General features: G+C 68.5%; 19 protein-coding genes and 4 pseudogenes. 12 read left to right on the plus strand and 11 right to left on the minus strand.

All coding sequences use genetic code 11. From position 1 onward, the window contains the following. The 5 genes and pseudogenes from WA944_RS19100 to WA944_RS19120 form a co-directional block, all read right to left on the minus strand. Positions 1-196: pseudogene (locus WA944_RS19100) on the minus strand (hypothetical protein); the annotation flags it as partial. A gap of 104 nt (positions 197-300) precedes the next feature. Then, entirely contained in the window at positions 301-2,139 is a 1,839-nt protein-coding gene (locus tag WA944_RS19105; protein ID WP_526374695.1) for a hypothetical protein, read from the minus strand. After that, on the minus strand, positions 2,136-2,414 hold the full coding sequence (locus WA944_RS19110) for a hypothetical protein (RefSeq protein ID WP_526647232.1): 279 nt from the start codon (positions 2,412-2,414) through the stop codon (positions 2,136-2,138). Before WA944_RS19110 ends, WA944_RS19105 begins: the two co-directional genes overlap by 4 nt. Positions 2,415-2,470: 56 nt before the next feature. Then, positions 2,471-3,067, minus strand: coding sequence for a metallophosphoesterase family protein (locus WA944_RS19115; RefSeq protein ID WP_526372250.1), 597 nt, complete (start codon positions 3,065-3,067; stop codon positions 2,471-2,473). Between the two features lie 15 nt (positions 3,068-3,082). Continuing rightward, entirely contained in the window at positions 3,083-3,403 is a 321-nt protein-coding gene (locus WA944_RS19120; protein WP_526372252.1) for a hypothetical protein, read from the minus strand. A 65-nt stretch (positions 3,404-3,468) separates the two neighbouring features. Between WA944_RS19120 and WA944_RS19125 the strand changes: the two genes are divergently transcribed. Next, positions 3,469-4,545 (plus strand): hypothetical protein, encoded by a 1,077-nt coding sequence (locus WA944_RS19125; protein WP_526372254.1) that lies wholly within the window; start codon positions 3,469-3,471, stop codon positions 4,543-4,545. A gap of 33 nt (positions 4,546-4,578) precedes the next feature. Here the strand turns inward: WA944_RS19125 and WA944_RS19130 are convergent. Further along, positions 4,579-4,680: pseudogene (locus tag WA944_RS19130) on the minus strand (FitA-like ribbon-helix-helix domain-containing protein); the annotation flags it as partial. Between the two features lie 6 nt (positions 4,681-4,686). Next, positions 4,687-4,944 (minus strand): annotated as a pseudogene (locus WA944_RS19135) (type II toxin-antitoxin system Phd/YefM family antitoxin); the annotation flags it as partial. Positions 4,945-5,484: 540 nt separating this feature from the next. Between WA944_RS19135 and WA944_RS19140 the strand changes: the two are divergent. The 6 genes and pseudogenes from WA944_RS19140 (at position 5,485) to WA944_RS19165 (ending at position 10,385) form a co-directional block, all read left to right on the plus strand. Beyond that, entirely contained in the window at positions 5,485-5,658 is a 174-nt protein-coding gene (locus tag WA944_RS19140) for a hypothetical protein (protein ID WP_526372256.1), read from the plus strand. Positions 5,659-6,309: 651 nt separating this feature from the next. Continuing rightward, entirely contained in the window at positions 6,310-6,684 is a 375-nt protein-coding gene (locus tag WA944_RS19145) for an ArsR/SmtB family transcription factor (protein WP_526372258.1), read from the plus strand. Beyond that, positions 6,681-7,775, plus strand: a pseudogene (gene arsB, locus WA944_RS19150) (ACR3 family arsenite efflux transporter); the annotation flags it as partial. The gene WA944_RS19145 and the pseudogene arsB, both read left to right, overlap by 4 nt. Positions 7,776-7,797: 22 nt before the next feature. After that, on the plus strand, positions 7,798-8,469 hold the full coding sequence (locus WA944_RS19155) for an arsenate reductase ArsC (protein WP_526372260.1): 672 nt from the start codon (positions 7,798-7,800) through the stop codon (positions 8,467-8,469). A gap of 15 nt (positions 8,470-8,484) precedes the next feature. Continuing rightward, entirely contained in the window at positions 8,485-8,904 is a 420-nt protein-coding gene (locus WA944_RS19160; protein WP_526372262.1) for an arsenate-mycothiol transferase ArsC, read from the plus strand. 71 nt (positions 8,905-8,975) lie between these two features. Further along, positions 8,976-10,385: an FAD-dependent oxidoreductase gene (locus WA944_RS19165; RefSeq protein WP_526372264.1), complete on the plus strand. Its 1,410-nt coding sequence runs from the start codon at positions 8,976-8,978 to the stop codon at positions 10,383-10,385. A gap of 40 nt (positions 10,386-10,425) precedes the next feature. Here WA944_RS19165 and WA944_RS19170 read toward each other — a convergent pair whose 3' ends face one another. Beyond that, positions 10,426-11,649, minus strand: a complete 1,224-nt coding sequence (locus WA944_RS19170) for an MFS transporter (RefSeq protein ID WP_526372266.1) — start codon at positions 11,647-11,649, stop codon at positions 10,426-10,428. Beyond that, positions 11,646-12,983, minus strand: a complete 1,338-nt coding sequence (locus WA944_RS19175) for an NAD(P)-binding domain-containing protein (RefSeq protein WP_526372268.1) — start codon at positions 12,981-12,983, stop codon at positions 11,646-11,648. The genes WA944_RS19170 and WA944_RS19175 overlap by 4 nt, the downstream gene beginning before the upstream one ends. Here WA944_RS19175 and WA944_RS19180 point away from each other — a divergent pair. Beyond that, complete coding sequence (locus WA944_RS19180) at positions 12,982-13,434, plus strand: ArsR/SmtB family transcription factor (RefSeq protein ID WP_526372270.1); 453 nt, start codon at positions 12,982-12,984, stop codon at positions 13,432-13,434. The two genes, WA944_RS19175 and WA944_RS19180, sit on opposite strands and share 2 nt — an antisense overlap. Positions 13,435-13,474: 40 nt before the next feature. Here WA944_RS19180 and WA944_RS19185 read toward each other — a convergent pair whose 3' ends face one another. Together WA944_RS19185 and WA944_RS19190 are read right to left on the minus strand one after the other, a co-directional pair. After that, a complete protein-coding gene (locus tag WA944_RS19185) occupies positions 13,475-14,119 on the minus strand; it encodes a methyltransferase family protein (RefSeq protein WP_526372272.1) in 645 nt (214 codons plus the stop codon). Further along, positions 14,119-14,745 (minus strand): class I SAM-dependent methyltransferase, encoded by a 627-nt coding sequence (locus tag WA944_RS19190; RefSeq protein ID WP_526372274.1) that lies wholly within the window; start codon positions 14,743-14,745, stop codon positions 14,119-14,121. Before WA944_RS19190 ends, WA944_RS19185 begins: the two co-directional genes overlap by 1 nt. A 122-nt stretch (positions 14,746-14,867) precedes the next feature. Here WA944_RS19190 and WA944_RS19195 point away from each other — a divergent pair, with 122 nt between their 5' ends. The 4 genes from WA944_RS19195 to WA944_RS19210 all read left to right on the plus strand — a co-directional run. Beyond that, complete coding sequence (locus WA944_RS19195) at positions 14,868-15,635, plus strand: helix-turn-helix domain-containing protein (protein ID WP_526372302.1); 768 nt, start codon at positions 14,868-14,870, stop codon at positions 15,633-15,635. Between the two features lie 48 nt (positions 15,636-15,683). Then, positions 15,684-16,652, plus strand: coding sequence for a sterol desaturase family protein (locus tag WA944_RS19200; RefSeq protein ID WP_526372276.1), 969 nt, complete (start codon positions 15,684-15,686; stop codon positions 16,650-16,652). A 17-nt stretch (positions 16,653-16,669) separates the two neighbouring features. Further along, positions 16,670-17,077 carry an ArsR/SmtB family transcription factor gene (locus tag WA944_RS19205; RefSeq protein ID WP_526372278.1) on the plus strand — a complete coding sequence of 136 codons (408 nt, stop codon included), beginning with the start codon at positions 16,670-16,672 and terminating at the stop codon, positions 17,075-17,077. Further along, a partial coding sequence (locus tag WA944_RS19210; RefSeq protein ID WP_526647233.1) for a heavy metal translocating P-type ATPase occupies positions 17,074-18,378 on the plus strand: 1,305 nt, incomplete at its 3' end. The genes WA944_RS19205 and WA944_RS19210, both read left to right, overlap by 4 nt.

Consider the following 18,378-nt stretch of genomic DNA (forward strand, 5'->3'; position numbering starts at 1 on the left):
GGCGACGGATGGTGCTCTCAGCGGGCCGCCGTCCGGTCTCCCGCTCAACCCGGCGCGCCATGTCCCGGGCACCGCGGCGGGTGGCCTCAGCGCGGCGCTGGCCCTCACTACGACCGGCCCAACGCTGACCGGTCAGCTCACGCAGCTTGCGGTCCACCAGGTCCCGGAAAGCCGCGGCGAATCCGCGCACCGGCACCGGCTGCGCTGCCCCCGAGCTTGGGGCGGCCGTGCGCGGCGCTGATTGGGCGCCTGGGGTGCCGGGGCTGCTCGGTGCAGGCGATCCACCCAGGCGGATCTTTCTCACTCGGCAGCGCCCTCAACGGGGGTCTCCCTGCTTGACCACTTGACCCGGTACTTGCCGTTGGCAGTGGATTCCTCGGCCAGGATCTCCGGGTCGACGTCGGGGTCCAGGCGGTAGATCCAAGCGTCAAGTTCCGAGGAGATCGGGTACAGCCCGTGGGTGTCGGCGATGCGCCGGGCGTAGCGCAGAGCCCGCCAGCGGGTGTCGGCACGGATGGCGGCATACCAGGCCGGCTGTTGATGGACCCGCTGCTGCGGGGACCACTTGTCCGAACCCATCCGGCCCAGATACGTGGTGTAGATCGCCTTGATGAAGTCCTGATAGTCCTCGCGTTCAGCCTCGCGGGCCTCGATCAGCTTGGCGCGCAGCACATCTGCCCACGTGCGCAGCATCCGTCCCTGCTGGGGCCACACCCATGCCGCATCGACGTCCAGTTCGGCCACGCTCAACCCGGCCCCACCCAGTTCCACCGGGGCGGTCAGATGCTGCACCGCCCGGGTGGTCACCCACACCGTGACCCCGGTGTCCCACTTCATCACCGGATGCGGCAACGGCAACCTCTTGGTCAGCCCGTCGAGATCCCCGCCCGCCGGCAGCGCGATCCGCCACAACCCGAACGGCGGCTTCTGCTCCTCGAACACCGTGGTCGAAATGCGTTGCAGTTCCTTGGGTTCGCCGTATCCGAGTTCAACCTGAACCGCGGAGGCCAGATACGCCGCGCGTTGGTCGACCTCGACGTCGACCTGATCGCCGATCGCGCGGTGGGGTCGGTGATCCCAGGTCTGCGGCACGATCGGCTCGAGTTGCCCGCCGGACTCGACGGCCACCTGCACCGGCAGCGGGCAGGCCTCGACGGTCTTCTGTCCCTGGCGGCCGCGGCGGCGGACCGCGTCGAGCACCTGGGAGCCGACCGTGGCCCACCGTGACGCCGGGGCCACGCCCTCGGCGATCCCGGACAGCCACACCATCCGCTGCGCCAACAACCGCACCGCTGCGGTTTCGTCTTCGGGCAGCTCGGTGGCGCTGTTCTCCCAGCCGGCCACTCCCATGTCTCCGGGGCGCTGCGCCGGCGGATCGGTGTAGAGCAGCGGGATCAGCACCACATGGGCGTTGCGGGCCTGTCCCTCATCGGTATCGCCGAACTTGCAGGTGAACCACCCCGATTGACTCCAGGACACCTCGCAGCCGAAGAGGCGGGCGACCGTCGCGGCGGCGTCGATCGGCGTCTCACTGTCGGTGGGGAACCCGATCGTCTCCAGCGCCTCATAGGTCAACCACAGCTGCGGCAGATCCTTGGGCTTGCGGGGCCAGCGCCAGCCCAGCAACGCACCCAATGCGCTGCCATCGGGCATCGGGCCGGCCAGCACCGTCCCCGAGGGTGCGACCACCCCACGACTGGTGATCAGCACGATGCGCCCATCAGCGGTGATCGGCTCCTCCCACACCCGCGTCTTCGGTGCCCACCACTGCGGCCCGGCCCCGGCATCGTCTGCGCCATCGCCCGCGGAGGCCTCCCCCGCGGTGGTCTCGGCGACATCCCCGGCTGCGGGGGTATCGAGGTGGGCCTGTTCCCACCCGGTGACGCTCTGCTCCAGCCACCCCCGCGTCACACCGGTCTCCCGGTCGGGATCTCCGATCACCACATCCGGCTCGGGAAACCCGGTCGGCAAGGTGGTGCGCGCAATCCGGGTCAACACCTGCTGGCGCGACAACGCCACCACCGGCGCCAGCCGACCGCGGTCAGCGGCCATCCAGGCCACGATGTCGTCGAACTCGCCGCCATCGTCGCCAGTGACGAGATAGCCCCGCCCGCCGGTGTAGATCCAGTGCTCACTCATCGATCGGTCCCCCGCCCCGGTGGCGGTGGCGGAAGGTGTGCCGACAGGGCATCGGGCAGCCGACCCAGCCGCCAGCGCCGGCGCAGCGACTCCACCGCACTGGCCGTCCGCCCGACCCGCAGCGCGGCTTGGGGCACCGTCAGCGACACGTCCAGGGCCACCCGCGCATCCGGGATCGACCACGGTTGGCGCCGCGCCGAACTCTCCGCGGCGGTGCGCAGCGCCCGGTTGCGGATATAGCGCGCCTGCCGCGTCTCCACTGAACCCCCCGACATCACCCCACCGTATCAGGTATCACAGTCGGAATACCTGAGGGGCACGCCCGCGACGTTCAGTCCGCTTTTGTTGCGGCAGCGATGATTTGAACGATCGCGTTGATCGACACCGGGGCCAAACCCCAGGCGTCCAGGCCGACATGAATGCTGCGCGGCGCGCTGAGGCGTTGGGTGCTGTGGGTGTGCCCGTGCAGCAGCCAGGCCCCACGATCGGGTAGCCGCCACTGATCGAACCGGGCGCCGCGATCGTCGTCGTCCTGCTCGGCGCCGAGATAGGGGAAGTGCGACAACAGCAGCGGGTGGCCGGCCAGTGTGCGGCGCGCCGACTGCTGCACCGAGGCGAACACCTCCAGATAGCCGGGCAGCACTTTGTGGGCGTTCTCGTGCATCGGATGCGCGCTGTCGTGGTTGCCCGCGATCAGGTGCTTGACCCCCGGCCGATCGGCGATCCAGGCCAACGCGCGCTGTTGGCTGCCACGACCGCCCCCGGAGATGTCACCGAGCAGCCACACCACGTCGGCAGCTGCTACACGGGCGTCCCAGCGGCGGGCCAGCTCGGCGTCATGCTCGGCCGGGTCCTCGAATCCCCGCAGTCCGGCGACCAGGCGGTGCCCGATGTGCAGATCAGCGGTGTAGAACACTCCGGTGCGCACGTATCGCCGTCACCATCAGGCGGCCACCACAATCGCCGCGGCGATCACCAGGCCCGCCAGCACGATCGCCACCGCGACGATGAGTGCGGCCTTGATCTGAGCCGCGGCGTGCACCTGGGCGGCGCGCTCGGCGTCCAGCCCCCACGCGATGCTCTGCATGCTCGGCGCTGCCGCCGTCCACGGCATCGGATCCTCCACCGCATCAGAATAGCCCGGCCCGAACTTCACCCACTGGCGGTAACTCGGCAACTCCGCCGCGACCTCCCCATGCTGTTCACGCTCCGTTTCACGCCGCGGCGTCAGGGCACCGTGTCGGGTCACGGAATGCCCGTGCACCGCCCCGATGACAACCCGGCCCGACGCTGCAATACCTCCGCGCACTCTGCGCGTATGTTCGAGGTGTGGAGCTGTGGAGCGTCGATGACGCTGCCCGCTACTGGAGCGTCACGCCGGCACGTGCCCGCGGCATCCTGTCCAGTCGCCACATCGGACGCATCTCCGGCTATCCGGCCAGCGACATCCGGGCCGTCCACCGGCACCAGGGCGCCCGCACGGACCGCATGCCACCGTCATCAGCACTGTTTCTCAGCGATGCCGCAGCCGGGATCGCGCGCCACCCCGACGACGCCACCCGCGTGCGTGTGTTCTTCGAATTCATGCGCGGGGCAGACGAAGCCGGACTCGCCGCGCTCCCCTTGATCACCGTCGAGCCGCCCTTCACCGGCGATCCTCGATACGACGCGCTCCTGGCCGCGGCCGCCGAGCACCTCAGCGGCCGCCACGGCCTGCCCGCGCCACTGTGGACAGCCACCGCCGAACGATTCCTCACCCACGCCTGGTGGCTCTCAGATCTCCCCTCGGCGCGGTCCTTCGCCCTGGTCTGGACACCGGCAGCGTTCCGGCGCCGCGGCATCTACCTGGACCGCCACGACCTCACCCACGACGCAACACCCTTCACGCCGAAACCCCTCGCCAAGAGCACCGACCCGCCCCCGGGGTTCGCCGCGCTCGCCGACAAGCTCCACCATCGCAACGTCGTCGGCCAGATCCACGTCATCGGCGGCCACGCCATGCTGCTGGCCTACAAACCCGGCCGCACAGCCACCCGGGACCTCGCCGCCCAGTTCGCCCCCCATGGTCCGGTGACCGCAGCGATCCGCGAGATCGCCCACGACCACCAGTGGCCCACGACATGGCTCACCGATCAGGCCGTCAGCTACGCCTCCCGCACTCCCGGCGAAGGCGCACACGTCTTCGACCACCCGCACCTGCACATCGCCGCCACCCCCGCCGACCATCTACTGGCAGTGAAAACCCTTGCCGCCCGCACCTCCCGCGACGCACACGACCTACGAATACTGTTCCAGCACTTGAACATCACTCGGCCACCCCAGGTGTGGCCGATCATCGAGCGATTCTTCCCCGGCACCCCCATCCCGGAGCGGTCCCGTGCGCTGGTCGACGTCCTCCTCGGCTGATTCGGAACCTCGCATCGTCCAGTACTACGGCAGTCACAGGTCTGGGGCGCAGTCGGTCAGGCCGAGGCGTTCGGGCTCGAAGTCAATGTCCTGACCGCTGTCGGCGGCCAGCAGTACCGACATAGGGACGGCGTCCATCTCCTCCTGTAGCTCGTCGAGTGTCTTGCTCACAGGCGTTGAACGCTCGGCCTTGTCGCGGGCGACCGCCTCCATGAGGCTGCGTGCGTTCTCGGGCGATCGGAACAGATAGACCGTCGCTTGCCAGGAGTCATAGTCGGCGGCCGACATGAGGACGGCATCGCCTCCTCTGGAGGTGATGCGCACCGGTTCATGGTCGGTGTTGACCTGTTCGAGCAGCGAGAATAGGCGTTGCCGGGCCTCGCTGGCGCTGATGGACATTCCGCTCCCCCAAGTCCGCTGTCTGCCATGTGAGCGTACGGAAAAGTCGCACAAGTGACGCCGGGCGTGCGTCCACGATTACGACGGAGCCGTGATGGTCATGCACGATCCCGACACGCCGACTGCTCACTTCACCACCGGGCGCAGCTATCTGCGAGTACAGTGAATGAGGTGCCGTTAGTGCGCCCAAAATCCGGTTAGCGCGCCGCCACGCCCACCAGTGAGATGCTCTCCCTTTCGCCTGCCCGGCAGGTAAACTTGCCGCACATATGCAGTAGCACGACTGTGCCCATCTCCGGTCGCTACCGCGAAACCCTTCCCCCTCGCGCCCTGCTGACGAGGGCCGTCGAGAAACTGCACACACAGTCAATTCCGTAAGTTATCCAGCTATCCAAATCTCTTGCTGGACTGATCTTTTCATGGTTCTCCCATGAAAAGGCGCGCTTAGTTTTGCGCGTCGAAGCCGGGTCTTCCCGGCTTTTTTTGTGCCCGGCCATCGGTCGGGCACTTTCTGTTGGTACACCTCGCAAGGAGGTCAATGTGGTCGTCTCGGACGCGTGGAATCTGGTCTGGATTCTGCTTGTACTGGTGATGGTCAACCGGGCGGTGTTCTGCCAGCGCGATGAGCCGATGGAACGCATCATCGCCTTTCTCAAAGGGCTGGCCGAGATAGTCGGCGCTGCCGCGGTCGCGCTTCGCGAGTGGCGGCGTTAGCCCTGCTCTGATGAGCACCCTTCCCGCCGGGAGAACCCTGCAGATGCCGCCGTAACCGCCTGCGCGCCGGACGCCCACCGTCAGCGGCCCGCACGCGCACACCACGCTGGCTTTCGCCTCGCAGTCGTCGAATCTCGATCTCGACGCGCGAGGCTTTTTCATGCCCAAACACGGCCCGACCGACCTCATCTGGGGGCCACGCGAAGCCAAGCCATTGCCGCGACTTTGCGCGCCAGGGTCGGACCTACTGGATCACTCGGCGAACCCACGTACCGATCTGGGCATCGAGGCAGCGACCCGACCCCAGCTCGCCCGAGACCAGTCGCCGCCAGTGCTGTACCGGATGTGGCTGGGCGCTTTGGACCCGCCAGCCGGACTGCGAGGCCTGATCAAAAAGTACGTCATCAGCCCGAATTTCCTCGATGAGCACCCACTGGGTGCTGACCTGATTTCTCATGCTGCGAACGCTAGTTCGGTGCGGGCTGCTCTGCTGCGCAGCTCTTCTCCCGTAACTGGACAGGTGGCCCGCGGCTCAAGTAGGCGCGCCGGGCAGTTAACCGGTCCTGAGAACTCAGCCCAGGGCGAGCGCGGCGCGCGGTGTTCACTTGTCGTTCGCTTGCATCTTGATTCGATATTCGTCAATATCGATGCATGTCGAATCAAGAGGCCGTGGCGGTCGACGCGTGTTGCGTCACGCCGCCCCTGCTGCGTGAGCCACTGACGGAGCCTGCGGCCGCCGAGATGGCCAAGAAGTTGAAGGCGCTGGCCGACCCGGTGCGGCTGCGGCTGTTCAGCGCGATCGCCAGCCATTCCGGCGGGGAAGCGTGCGTCTGCGACATCTCCGGCGGGATCGATGTCTCCCAGCCCACGGTGTCGCATCACCTCAAGGTGCTGCGTGCCGCTGGTTTGCTGACCTCTGAGCGTCGGGCGTCGTGGGTGTACTACGCCGTCGTCCCCGAGGCGTTGCGCGAGATAGCGGCGCTGCTGGATCTCAACACCGCAGCGCTGGCAGGGGTGACGGCATGACCGACACGGTGGCGAATCCTTCAGCGCCGGTGGTGGGCAAGCTGTCCACCCTGGACCGGTTCCTGCCGGTGTGGATCGGTGTCGCGATGCTCGCGGGGTTGCTGCTGGGCCGCTGGATCCCCGGACTCGATAACGCGCTGGACGGCGTGCAGATCGACGGCATTTCACTGCCGATCGCCCTCGGCTTGCTGATCATGATGTATCCGGTGTTGGCGAAGGTGCGCTATGACCGCCTCGACACCGTGACCGGCGACCGCAAACTGCTGCTCAGCTCGCTGTTCTTGAACTGGGTGTTCGGGCCGGCGTTGATGTTCGCCCTGGCCTGGCTGATGCTGCCCGACCTGCCCGAGTACCGGACCGGGCTGATCATCGTGGGCCTGGCCCGCTGCATCGCCATGGTCATCATCTGGAACGACCTGGCCTGCGGCGACCGCGAGGCCGCCGCCGTGCTGGTCGCGCTGAACTCGATCTTCCAGGTCATCATGTTCGCCGTCCTGGGCTGGTTCTACCTGTCCGTCCTGCCCGGCTGGCTCGGCCTGGAGCAGACCACCATCGACACCTCGCCGTGGCAGATCGCCAAATCGGTGCTCATCTTCCTGGGCATCCCACTACTGGCGGGCTATCTGTCGCGCCGACTCGGCGAGAAGGCCAAGGGCCGCGACTGGTACGAATCGAAGTTCCTGCCCCGGATCGGCCCGTGGGCGCTCTACGGGCTGCTGTTCACCATCGTCATCCTCTTTGCGCTACAAGGCGAACAGATCACCAGCCACCCCTTCGACGTCGCCAGGATCGCGCTGCCGCTGCTGGTGTACTTCGCGATCATGTGGGGCGGGGGCTACCTCCTGGGCGCCGCGATCGGTCTGGGCTACCCGCGGACCACCACGCTCGCGTTCACCGCGGCGGGCAACAACTTCGAACTCGCCATCGCCGTCGCGATCGCCACCTACGGCGCCACCTCCGGGCAAGCCCTGGCCGGGGTGGTCGGCCCACTGATCGAGGTCCCGGTTCTGGTGGGGCTGGTGTACGTCTCGCTGGCGCTGCGCCGCCGCTTCCGAGACCAATCCGCCGTTCCCGCTGCAGTTCACCCGTCCACGACACAGGAGTCGTAACACCATGTCTGATAGCCCCGCCGCCCTGCGCCCGCACCGCGACCTGTCCGTCGACCAACAACTCGCGCTCAAGACCGCGGCCACCCGGTTGGAACGCGACTTCGGCGACAGCTTCGGCGTGGAGACCATCGAACGGTTCCTGCACACCTCGTATGACCAGTTCGCCGGCCGCGCCAGCGTCCCGAATTTCCTGCCGCTGCTGGCGGAACGGTTCGCCCGCCAACGCCTGCACGCCCTGGCCCGGGTGGAGGGCAAGATCAGCGACGGCAAGCCCACGGTGCTGTTCCTGTGCACCCACAACGCCGGTCGTTCCCAGATGGCGCTGGGCTTCTTCACCCACTTCGCCGGTGACGACGCGGTGGCCTGGTCGGGTGGCTCCGAGCCCGGCGATGCGATCAACCCGTCCGCGGTGGCGGTGATGGCCGAGATGGGCATCGACATCACCGGCGAGTTCCCCAAGCCCTGGACCGACGAGATTGTTCAGGCCGCCGACGTAGTGATCACCATGGGCTGCGGGGACGCCTGCCCGATCTTCCCCAGCAAGCGCTACGAGAACTGGGACCTGCCCGACCCGGAAGGCCAGGACGTCGATGCGGTCCGACCGATCCGCGACGACCTGGAAGAACGCGTCCGCCGACTGCTCGCCGAACTCAACGTCACCGCACGCCAGAACTAGGAGATTCAGGACCCGATGACCACCTCGTCGACACCGTCGGTGTTGTTTGTCTGCGTCAAGAACGGCGGTAAGTCCCAGATGGCGGCCGGGCTCATGCGCCAGCTCGCCGGTGACACCGTGGACGTGTACTCGGCCGGGACCAAGCCCGGTGCCGCGGTCAACGATCTGTCCGCCCAGGCGCTGCTGGAGGTGGGCGTCGACATCACCGGCGAGCAGCCCACGTCGGTGGACTACGAGCTGGCCCGCGACGTCGACCTGGTGGTCACCCTCGGCCGGGAAGCTCAGCTCGATCCGCTGCCGGACACCCGAATTGAGAACTGGGACACCGACGAACCGTCCGACCGCGGCATCGACGGCCTCGACCGCATGCGCCTGGTCCGCGACGACATCACCGCCCGCGTGCAACGCCTGCACACCACGCTCACCGACGCCTGACACCTACCCCGGCTTTCACGCTGCAACGCGGCAGCGCCTTTAACCACTCGATTCTCGCGAGGAGACTTGTCATGCCCGCACGCCATATCGTCGCCATCGGCGGCAGCGACGCCGGAATCAGCGCCGCGCTGCGCATCCGTGAACTCGACCCCAGCACCGAGGTCACGGTCGTCGTCGCCGACGCCTACCCCAACTTCTCCATCTGCGGCATCCCGTACTACGTCTCCGGGGAAGTCACCCATTGGACCAATCTGGCCCACCGCACCGCCGATGACCTGGCCGCCACCGGCATGCGGGTGCTCACTGACACCCGCGCCACCAGAATCAATGTCGACGAGCACACCCTCGACGTCCTCGACGCGACCGGGGCGCCCGCCGAACTGTCCTATGACGCCCTGGTCGTGGGCACCGGCGCCGTCAGCGCCCGCCCACCGATTGACGGTCTCACCGGCTCCGACGCCCTAGGCCCCGATGATGGTGTGCACCTGCTGCATTCGATGGGCGACACCTTCGCCGTCATGGATTCCCTGCAGCGGCGCGATCCCAAGACCGCGGTCATCATCGGCGCCGGCTACATCGGTTTGGAGATGGCCGAGGGACTGACCACCCGCGGTGTCGCCGTCACCCAGATCGAGGCGCTACCCGAAGTGCTGCCGACCGTCGACCCCGAGCTGGGCGCCCTGGTCCACGACGAACTGGAACGCCACGGCGTGCAGGTCCTCACCAACACCACCGTCTCCGCCGTCACCCGCACCGCCACCGGCGCCCTCACAGTGACCGCCAACCGCGGTGGTGAAACCCTGCAGCAGACAGTCGATTTCGTTCTCGTCGTGGTCGGTGTGCGACCGGATGTGGAGCTGGCCGCGGATGCCGGCGCCGAACTCGGGATCAAGGGTGCGATCGCGGTGGATGAGGCTATGCGCACGAATCTGCCGGATGTGTTCGCCGCCGGGGACTGCGTGCACACCCACCACCGCCTCCTCGGCGTGACGTGGCTGCCGCTGGGCACCACCGCCCACAAGCAGGGCCGCGTGGCCGGGGAGAACGCTCTCGGCGGCTCAGCACGGTTCGCGGGCAGCCTCGGCACCCAGGTCGTCAAGGTCTTCGACCTGGTGGCCGCCCGCACCGGGCTGCGTGATCACGAAGTGCTCGCCGCCGACCGCGGCTGGACACCGGTCACCACCGCGGCGACACCCGATGACCATAAGGCGTACTACCCGGGCGCCACCCCGATTCACATCCGGATCACCGGCGACGAACAGACCGGCCGGCTACTCGGGGCGCAGCTCGTCGGACACCGCAGTGCTGAGGTCTCCAAACGGGTCGACACCTACGCCGCCGCCCTGTTCCACCAGATGAGCGTCGAGGGCTTCTCCGAGCTGGATCTGTCCTACACCCCGCCGCTCGGATCACCCTGGGATGCCACCCAAATGGCCACCCAGACCTGGGCCCGCCACCTCCGGGCCAAGGCATTCAGCTGACCTCCCGGGTGCACCGGATCGGAGCGGCCGCCGAAGGCGGCTAGACCCGGACGACCGGCGCGGGGGTTGCGACTCGCGGCCTGGTGGCCACCGCCAGTAGTGCCCCCGCGGCGGCGATCGCGCCGAGGGCGACGAACATCGCGGCGTACCCGCCGAGCAGGCTGGCCAGCGCGGCGCCGACGAACGGGCCGATCGCGGTGGCGACCATGATTGGGGCATTCATATAGGCGCTGAGGTGGCCGTAGTGGGTTGCGCCCCAGCGTTCGGTGACCGCGGTGGCTTGCAGCAGCGTCATGATGCCGCGCATCACTCCCGCCCCGATCGCGACTGCCACCAGCGCCGCGTAGGAGCTGAACACCCCGAGCAGCGCGGTCGTGGCGGCGACACCGGCCATGATGATCACCGTCCGCGGCACGGCGCCGACGTGGCGTACCAGGGTTCGGTAGCCCAGGCGGCCGAGCACCTGGCCGGCGCCGCCCAAGCCGAGCGCGACCGCCGCGGCACCGGTGCTGATGCCGCGTTGGCTCATCAACGGCACCAGGTTGGCGATCACCGCATACGAGGCGAGCCCGGCCAGCGCAAACGCCGTTATCAGGGCGAGAAACGGAACGCTGCGCGCGGTGCGGCCCGGCGCCTCGACATGGTGATGCGCGGTGATCACCGGCGGCCACGGCCGCCGCAACCCGAAGAAGTGCGCGGGGATGGTGATGGCCGCCATCACCACGGCCAGGACCAGATAGGTGTGGCGCCAGCTCATTTGGGCTGACAGCGCGGCAGTCAAGGGGGCGAACACGGTGCTGGCGAACCCCGCTACCAAGGTGAGCACCGTCAGGGCGCGTACCGCGTCGGTGCCGAAGAACCGGGTCAGCGCGGCGAAGGCGGGTGTGTAGAACACCGCGCTCATCGCCACCCCGGCCAGCACCCACGCCGCAACGAACCAGCCGTAGTTCGGCGCCGCGACGACCGCCACCACCGAGAGCACGCCGAGGACGGAGCCGGCGGTCATGATCCAGCGCGGACCCACCCGGTCCAGCCACCGCCCGACCGGGATGCCCACCAGGGCCGAGGTCACCAGCCCGGCGGAGAATGCGGCGGTCACCGCGGGAGCCGACCAGCCGGTGTCGGCGCTGATCTGCTCCCAGAGCACGGTGAAGGCGTAGTAGAGCACGCCCCAGCTGATGATCTCAGTGACGCACAGGGTCAGCAGCACCCAGCGCAACCCGTGGGCTGCGCTGGGTGCCGCAGAAGAATCCGCCTGTGTCATCCGCCAACGGGGTTGAGCGACAACGACAACGGCTGCGGCGTCGATGGCGCGGGGCCGCAGCACCCGCCGCCGGCGTTCTCGTCCTCAGGGCTGTCGAACAACCCTGCCCCGTTGCACACCCCGGTGTCGGGCAGCGTCAGCTCGACCCGGCGGGCAGCCTCGTGGTCGCCGGCCAGTTCGGCGGAGATGCTGCGGACCTGCTCGTAGCCGGTCATCGCCAGGAACGTCGGTGCCCGCCCGTAGGACTTCATGCCCACGATGTACAGATTCGGCTCGGGATGGGCCAACTCGGCGGCACCGTGCGGCAACACGCTGCCACAGGAGTGCATGTTCGGATCGATCGAGCCGGCCAAATTGACCGGGGCCTGCAGGATCGGGTCCAACTCGATGCGCATCTCCGAGAGGAACGACAGGTCCGGCCGGAAACCGGTCAGAACCACCACGTGATCGGCCGGCGCCAATGCACGCCCGTCCTCGGCGGTCACCACTGCGCGGCCGTCGACCAGATCGATGCGCTCGGTGCGGAACCCGGTCGACAGTGACACCCGGCCCGCCTCGACCGCTTCCTTGGACCGCACACCCAACGCGCCGCGCTGGGGCAGTTCGTCGGCGGCGCCGCCGCCGAAGGTGTCCTCGGAGACCCCGCGGCGCAGTACCCAGGTCACCGTCGTCGACGGGTCCTTGCGGACCACCTCGCCCAGCTGGATCACCGCGGTCATCGCCGAATGCCCGCTGCCGACCACCGCCACATGCTTGCCCGCCAACCCCGAGGCCTGTGCCAGCGTCGGCGGAACGTAGGTCAGCACCCCGGAGGATGCCGCGGCGCGTTCCCCGATTGCGGGAACGCCGTCAGCGCCAGCAGGATTGGGCTGACCCCAGGTGCCCGAGGCATCAATGACGGCCTGGGACTGCACCCGACACTCCGTACCGTCAGCGTTGGTCACGTGCACCACGAACGGCGTCTCAGCCCGCCCCGGGCTGACCAGCCGGTCCCGACCCAGCCGCGACACCGCCTCCACCCGTGCGCCGTACTGCACCCGCTTACCCAAGGCGCCCGCCAACGGCGCCAGATAGCCGTCGATCCACTCCCGGCCGGTCGGGAATCCCGACTCTTGGGCGGACCAGCCCGTCGATTCCAGCAGCCGCGCGGCGGCGGGGTCGACGAGTTCGGGCCACGGGGAGAACGTGCGCACGTGTTCCCACTGCTCGACCGCCGACGCTGGGCCTCTGCCGGCCTCCAGCACCAGCGGGGTGAGTCCACGCTCCAGCAGGTGCGCGGCTGCCGCCAAACCCAGCGGTCCGGCCCCGATCACCACGACGGGCAGCTCTGACATGCTCAACTCCTCCTATCGACGTTCTTCGATGGGATCGATCGTGCTGGACCCATCGAAGTTTGTCAATGCGTATGTCATCATGGGTGGCATGGCTACCGCTACTGCGCCGTTGACCTCCAGCGATGTGGCTGCCTGCTGCTCACCGATGACCGGCGGCGTGCTGGATACGCCGGCCGCCGAACGCCTCGCCTCGGTGTTCAAGGCGCTCGCCGACCCGGCGCGGGTCAAGCTGGTGTCCCTCATTGCCGCTTCCGATGGTGGGGAAGCCTGCATCTGCGACCTCACCGAACCCCTCGGACTCAGCCAACCCACGGTCTCGCACCACATGAAGCTGCTCGTCGACAGCGGCCTCGTCAGCCGCGACCAGCGCGGCAAATGGGCCTACTACCGCGTGAATGCCGAAGCGCTAGACCGCATCGCCGCTGCGGTAGCGACGCATCCGGCCAACTAACCCAGGTCGCGCTGTGTCGTACTGGAACATCCCGGAGTGATCAAATCTCGTCCCTCCCCGGTGTGGAGGCACGTCGGGCGGTGCGCAGGCGTCCCAGTCCGGGCAGGAAGCGGCCGACCGTGGCGGTGTAGCGGTCGTAGGGTTCGCCGTGGATCCGGTGCAGGTGGGGCTCTTCGATCAGCCGTACTTGCGTCTGGATGCCGGTGAAGGCGATGACCCAGCCGATGAGTGCGACGAGGTTGGGGACCATGAGTGCCAGGCCCAGGACGGTGATGAGCACCGCGGTGAAGATGGGGTTGCGCACCCACCGGAACGGGCCTGTGGTGACCAGTACGGTGCGTTCACTGTCATCGACCCCGATGCGCCAGGACGCGCCCAACGCCATCTGCGCACCGAAGGCGGCCAGGATGCCTAGTGCCGCCAGGACCCCACCGAGCACCTGAATGGGTGGGTGGTGCAGCACGCTGACCGGCGGTAGTCCCAGCCAGTGCGCCAGTGGGCCGCCGACACCGGCCATGAGGTAGCCGATGTCGGTGGCGGTGAGTGCTGACCAGCCCAGCGAGCCGCGCGGTGACAGTGTGCGTCGGTTGCCGCTGTCGCCGGTGCGGCGGCGCTGGATGAGGGTGCGCAGCGCCCCGGCGAGCAGCATCATGACCACGAACAGGGCCAGCGCGGCCGCGGCCATCACCGCCCACCGCCCGCCGCGAGTGACTTGGCGGCGACGCCGAGCAGATAGTCGCCTTGGATGCGGGTCACCGATCCGAGAATGACCAGACCGTGCCGGCCTAATTCGTCGAGGAAGTCCTCGGCGGTGAACCGGTCGTCGGTGGGGTGGTCGAACAACCGCCGGTAGGTGGGGCGGTTGAGGGCGTGGGCGGTGACTTCTTCGAAGTAGAACCGCCCGCCGGGGGCCAGCACCCTGGCGGTTTCGGCGACCGCGGCGCGCCAGTCGGGGATGTGATGGATGATCCCGAAGTCGAACACCGCGTCGTAGCTGCCGTCGTCGGCGTGCAGCGCCGCCCGCAGATCGGTGGCGCTGCCGGTGGCCAGGTGTACCCGGTTGCCGTAGGGGGCGAGCCGGGTTCGTGCCCGCTCGATCATCGCCGGGTCCAGATCAACCGCGTCGATCCGCGCGGCGCCGAAGCGCTGCAGCACCAGCTGTGAGCCGTAGCCCGAGCCGCAGCCGATTTCGAGGGCTCTGCTGCCTGGGGGGAGCCGGCCGCCGAAGCGCAGCAGTACCGGTACCTCATAGAGGCGTTGCAGCCAGCGCCGAGGCGGCGAGTTGATCAGAGCTGTTTCTGCCCGATTCATCAACACTGTGGACTCCTTTCGGCTCAACAGGCCGGTCGCCACCCAGCGTCCGAATGATCGGCGATCGTGGGTGGCATCGCCCTTAAACGATCTATTACGAACGCTATCATCGTTTAGTGACGATGAATAGGTTTGGCGGTGATGCAGCTGCCGGACCGCGCTGGGGCGGGGCGGCGCTGCTGCGGCCGGGGGTGTTGGCCTTCACCGGGTCGATCGGTCCCACCGATGCCCACGCCCACCATGCCGTTCAGATCATCACCGCGACAACGGCGTTCACGGTGCTCGACGAGCACGACGCCCGACGCGTCGGGATGAAGGTGGTCGTGCCCGCCGACGCGCCACACCGGATCGAGGTCGGCGCGCAGGAGGGCACGGTGATCTTCCTGGAGCCGGAATCCGCGCCGGGCCGGGCCGCCCACTCCCGCGCCGTCCACTCCGGGTGGAGCGTCACCCCGGTGCTGAGTCCTACCCGGCGACGAGCGCTGGCGATAGTGGTCGACGAGCTGATTGCGCACCTGGCGCCCACCGCTGCGGACTACGGCACCGCGGCGCGCCATCCCGCCATCGAGGACGCGTTGCGGCTGCTGCCCGACCTGGTGGCGGCGGGACCGGTCAGCGGTACGGAACTTGCTGCCCAGCTGGGTCTTTCGGCGAGCCGGTTGACGCATCTGTTCACTGAGCAGGTCGGCATCCCGTTGCGCCGCTATGTGTTGTGGTCACGGTTGCGGGTCGCGATCACCCGGGTGCAGGCCGGTGATGACCTGACCGGCGCCGCACACGCTGCGGGATTCGCCGACAGCGCCCACCTCACCCGCACCACCCGCGAGATGTTCGGACTGCCGCCCTCGGTGCTCAGCCGGCACGTGTCCTGGGACCTGGACGGCGGATAGCCGAATCGTTCAAGCGCCGCCACAGGGTCAACCGCGACGATCAAGGGCATGAGCACGACTTCTCCCACGGCCTCGGCGGCAATCACCGCGGTCCAGGCGGTGGCCCGCTACGCCTACGTGCCGTTCATGCTGATCGGTCTGGGCGGCGCGGGGATCGCCGTGGCCGCCGCCGGCGCCCCGAAGTACTGGCTGCTCGCGATTCTGGCGGTCGCGATCGCCACGGCGTTCCTGGTGGAGCGGATCATCCCGTATGACCCGCAGTGGAACCACGACCGCGCCGATAGGACCCGCGACCGCATCCACGTCGCGGTCAACGAAACCCTCATCCTGGCCAGCGTCGCCGCCATCCCACTGCTGGCCGCGATCGTCCCCGCACCTCAACTGTGGCCCCACAGCTGGCCATTCCTCGCCCAGGTCCTCGCCGCGATCCTGGTCGCGGACTTCGGCATCACCGTCGTCCATCTGGCCAGCCACAAGATCGGCGTGCTGTGGCGGTTCCACGCGGTGCACCACAGCATCACCCGGTTCTACGGCCTCAACGGTCTGATGAAACACCCGCTGCACCAAACCGTGGAGATGGCCGCCGGTGTCGCACCGCTGATCCTGATCGGGCTGCCCGTCAACGTGGCCTCAGCCCTAGCCCTGGCGGTGGCGATCCAGCTGCTGCTGCAGCACTCCAACGCCGACTACCGCATCGGCGCGGCCAAGTACGTCCTGGCCCTCAACGAAGGCCACCGCTTCCACCACCTGAAATGGGCCGGCATCGGTGACGTCAACTTCGGGCTGTTCACCCTGGTGTGGGACCACCTCATGCGCACCTACTCCTACGACCCCAGAAGACGATTCGACTCCACCCAGCTCGGCATGGCCGCCAAACCCGACTACCCCAGCAGCTACCTGCACCAGATGATCTACCCCTTCACCCGCGGTGGGGGTTGCGCGCTGAAGTCTGCGACCACGACGGTGAACCCCACCACGGACTCGGCGCCCGACCCCACCTCGAACTATCGCCGATAACCGGCTATCATCGTCATATGACGATGAATAAGGCGGATGGCTGCCTCACCGGCACCACCTCGGGGAGTTCGAATCTGGATGCCGCAGTGGCGCTGTTTCACAGTCTCTCCGACTCGGCCCGGTTGGCGATCGTGCGCCGCCTGGCCGACGGCGAGGCCCGCGTGGTCGACCTGATCGGGGAGCTGGGTCTGGCCCAGTCCACCGTGTCGGCGCATGTGGCGTGCCTGCGGGACTGCGGCCTGGTCACCGGCCGCCCCGAAGGCCGGCAGGTGTTCTACTCGCTGACCCGCCCTGAGCTGCTCGACCTGCTCGCTTCGGCCGAGACCCTGTTGGCCGCCACCGGCAACGCCGTCGCACTGTGCCCCAACTACGGAACCCGCTCCGGCGCCGACGCGACGACTGATGCGCAGGGGGCGCGCCGATGAGCGATGCATGCGGCTGCGGCAACGACGAACCCCGCGGCGCCGACGAGGCGGAGCGTGAGCCCGAGCGGCTCTGGCAGATCACCGAACTGCAGTTCGCCCTCCTCTCGGGGGTGTTTCTGCTGGCGGCGGTGATCGCCGGGTTCCTCGACGCCGCTGAGCCGGTCGTCGTGGCGTTGCAAGCGGTGGCGCTGCTGGCCGGCGCCTACACCTTCGTGCCGTCCACCCTCACGCGGCTGGCGAAGGGCAAGATCGGGGTCGGCACGCTGATGACCATCGCCGCGGTGGGCGCGGTGATCCTCGGCGAGGTGGGTGAGGCCGCGATGCTGGCCTTCCTGTTCTCCATCAGCGAGGGACTGGAGGAGTACTCGCTGGCCCGCACCCGCCGCGGGCTGCGCGCGCTGTTGTCGCTGGTGCCCGACGAGGCCACCGTGCTGCGTGACGGTACCGAAAAGACTGTGGCGCCAGCGGATTTGCGGATCGGCGACCGGATGCTGGTCAAGCCCGGTGAGCGTGCCGCGACCGACGGCGTCATCCGCGAGGGCCGCACCGCGCTGGACGTCTCGGCCATCACCGGCGAGTCGGTTCCGGTGGAGGCCGGGCCCGGCGATGAGGTGTTCGCCGGGGCGATCAACGGCACCGGGGCCCTCGAGGTGGAGGTGACCACCACCGCCGAGGACAACTCACTGGCCCGCATCGTGCGCATCGTGGAGGCCGAGCAGTCGCGCAAGGGTGCGTCCCAGCGCTTGGCCGATCGCATCGCCAAACCTTTGGTGCCGGGGATCATGATCGTCGCGGGGCTGATCGCGGTGATCGGCAGCCTGCTCGGGGACTCGGCCACCTGGATCGAACGGGCCCTGGTGGTGCTGGTCGCAGCCTCCCCGTGCGCCCTGGCGATCTCCGTGCCGGTCACCGTGGTGGCCGCCATCGGCGCCGCCAGCAAGCTCGGTGCGCTGGTCAAGGGCGGCGCCGCACTAGAAGGGCTGGGCAAGATCCGCGGCGTCGCCCTGGACAAGACCGGCACCCTCACCGCGAACCGGCCCGCCGTCATCGACGTGGCCGCCACCAACGGTGCGACCCGCGAGCAGGTGCTCGATGTGGCGGCCGCCCTGGAAGCGCGCAGCGAGCACCCGCTGGCCGCGGCGATCCTCGCCGCAGCTGATGACGTCCTCCCTGCCACCGACGTCGAGGCCGTCACCGGTGCCGGGCTCACCGGCCACCGCGACGGGCACACGCTTCGTCTGGGCCGCCCCGGCTGGCTGGACCCCGGGCCGCTGGCCGGTGATGTCGCGCGGATGCAGCAG

The sequence above is a fragment of the Mycobacterium sp. genome, from assembly GCF_049683355.1.
Lineage (GTDB): Bacteria > Actinomycetota > Actinomycetes > Mycobacteriales > Mycobacteriaceae > Mycobacterium.

What these genes read in the sequence shown, in the direction of transcription:
- WA944_RS19190 (WP_526372274.1), bottom strand. Translation starts at nt 14,745, where the DNA reads ATGAATCGGGCAGAAACAGCTCTGATCAACTCGCCGCCTCGGCGCTGG.
- WA944_RS19160 (WP_526372262.1), top strand. Translation starts at nt 8,485, where the DNA reads ATGACCACCTCGTCGACACCGTCGGTGTTGTTTGTCTGCGTCAAGAAC.
- WA944_RS19195 (WP_526372302.1), top strand. Translation starts at nt 14,868, where the DNA reads ATGAATAGGTTTGGCGGTGATGCAGCTGCCGGACCGCGCTGGGGCGGG.
- WA944_RS19205 (WP_526372278.1), top strand. Translation starts at nt 16,670, where the DNA reads ATGACGATGAATAAGGCGGATGGCTGCCTCACCGGCACCACCTCGGGG.
- WA944_RS19165 (WP_526372264.1), top strand. Translation starts at nt 8,976, where the DNA reads ATGCCCGCACGCCATATCGTCGCCATCGGCGGCAGCGACGCCGGAATC.
- WA944_RS19175 (WP_526372268.1), bottom strand. Translation starts at nt 12,983, where the DNA reads ATGTCAGAGCTGCCCGTCGTGGTGATCGGGGCCGGACCGCTGGGTTTG.
- WA944_RS19200 (WP_526372276.1), top strand. Translation starts at nt 15,684, where the DNA reads ATGAGCACGACTTCTCCCACGGCCTCGGCGGCAATCACCGCGGTCCAG.
- WA944_RS19110 (WP_526647232.1), bottom strand. Translation starts at nt 2,414, where the DNA reads ATGTCGGGGGGTTCAGTGGAGACGCGGCAGGCGCGCTATATCCGCAAC.
- WA944_RS19155 (WP_526372260.1), top strand. Translation starts at nt 7,798, where the DNA reads ATGTCTGATAGCCCCGCCGCCCTGCGCCCGCACCGCGACCTGTCCGTC.
- WA944_RS19180 (WP_526372270.1), top strand. Translation starts at nt 12,982, where the DNA reads ATGCTCAACTCCTCCTATCGACGTTCTTCGATGGGATCGATCGTGCTG.
- WA944_RS19170 (WP_526372266.1), bottom strand. Translation starts at nt 11,649, where the DNA reads ATGACACAGGCGGATTCTTCTGCGGCACCCAGCGCAGCCCACGGGTTG.
- WA944_RS19105 (WP_526374695.1), bottom strand. Translation starts at nt 2,139, where the DNA reads ATGAGTGAGCACTGGATCTACACCGGCGGGCGGGGCTATCTCGTCACT.
- WA944_RS19185 (WP_526372272.1), bottom strand. Translation starts at nt 14,119, where the DNA reads ATGGCCGCGGCCGCGCTGGCCCTGTTCGTGGTCATGATGCTGCTCGCC.
- WA944_RS19145 (WP_526372258.1), top strand. Translation starts at nt 6,310, where the DNA reads ATGTCGAATCAAGAGGCCGTGGCGGTCGACGCGTGTTGCGTCACGCCG.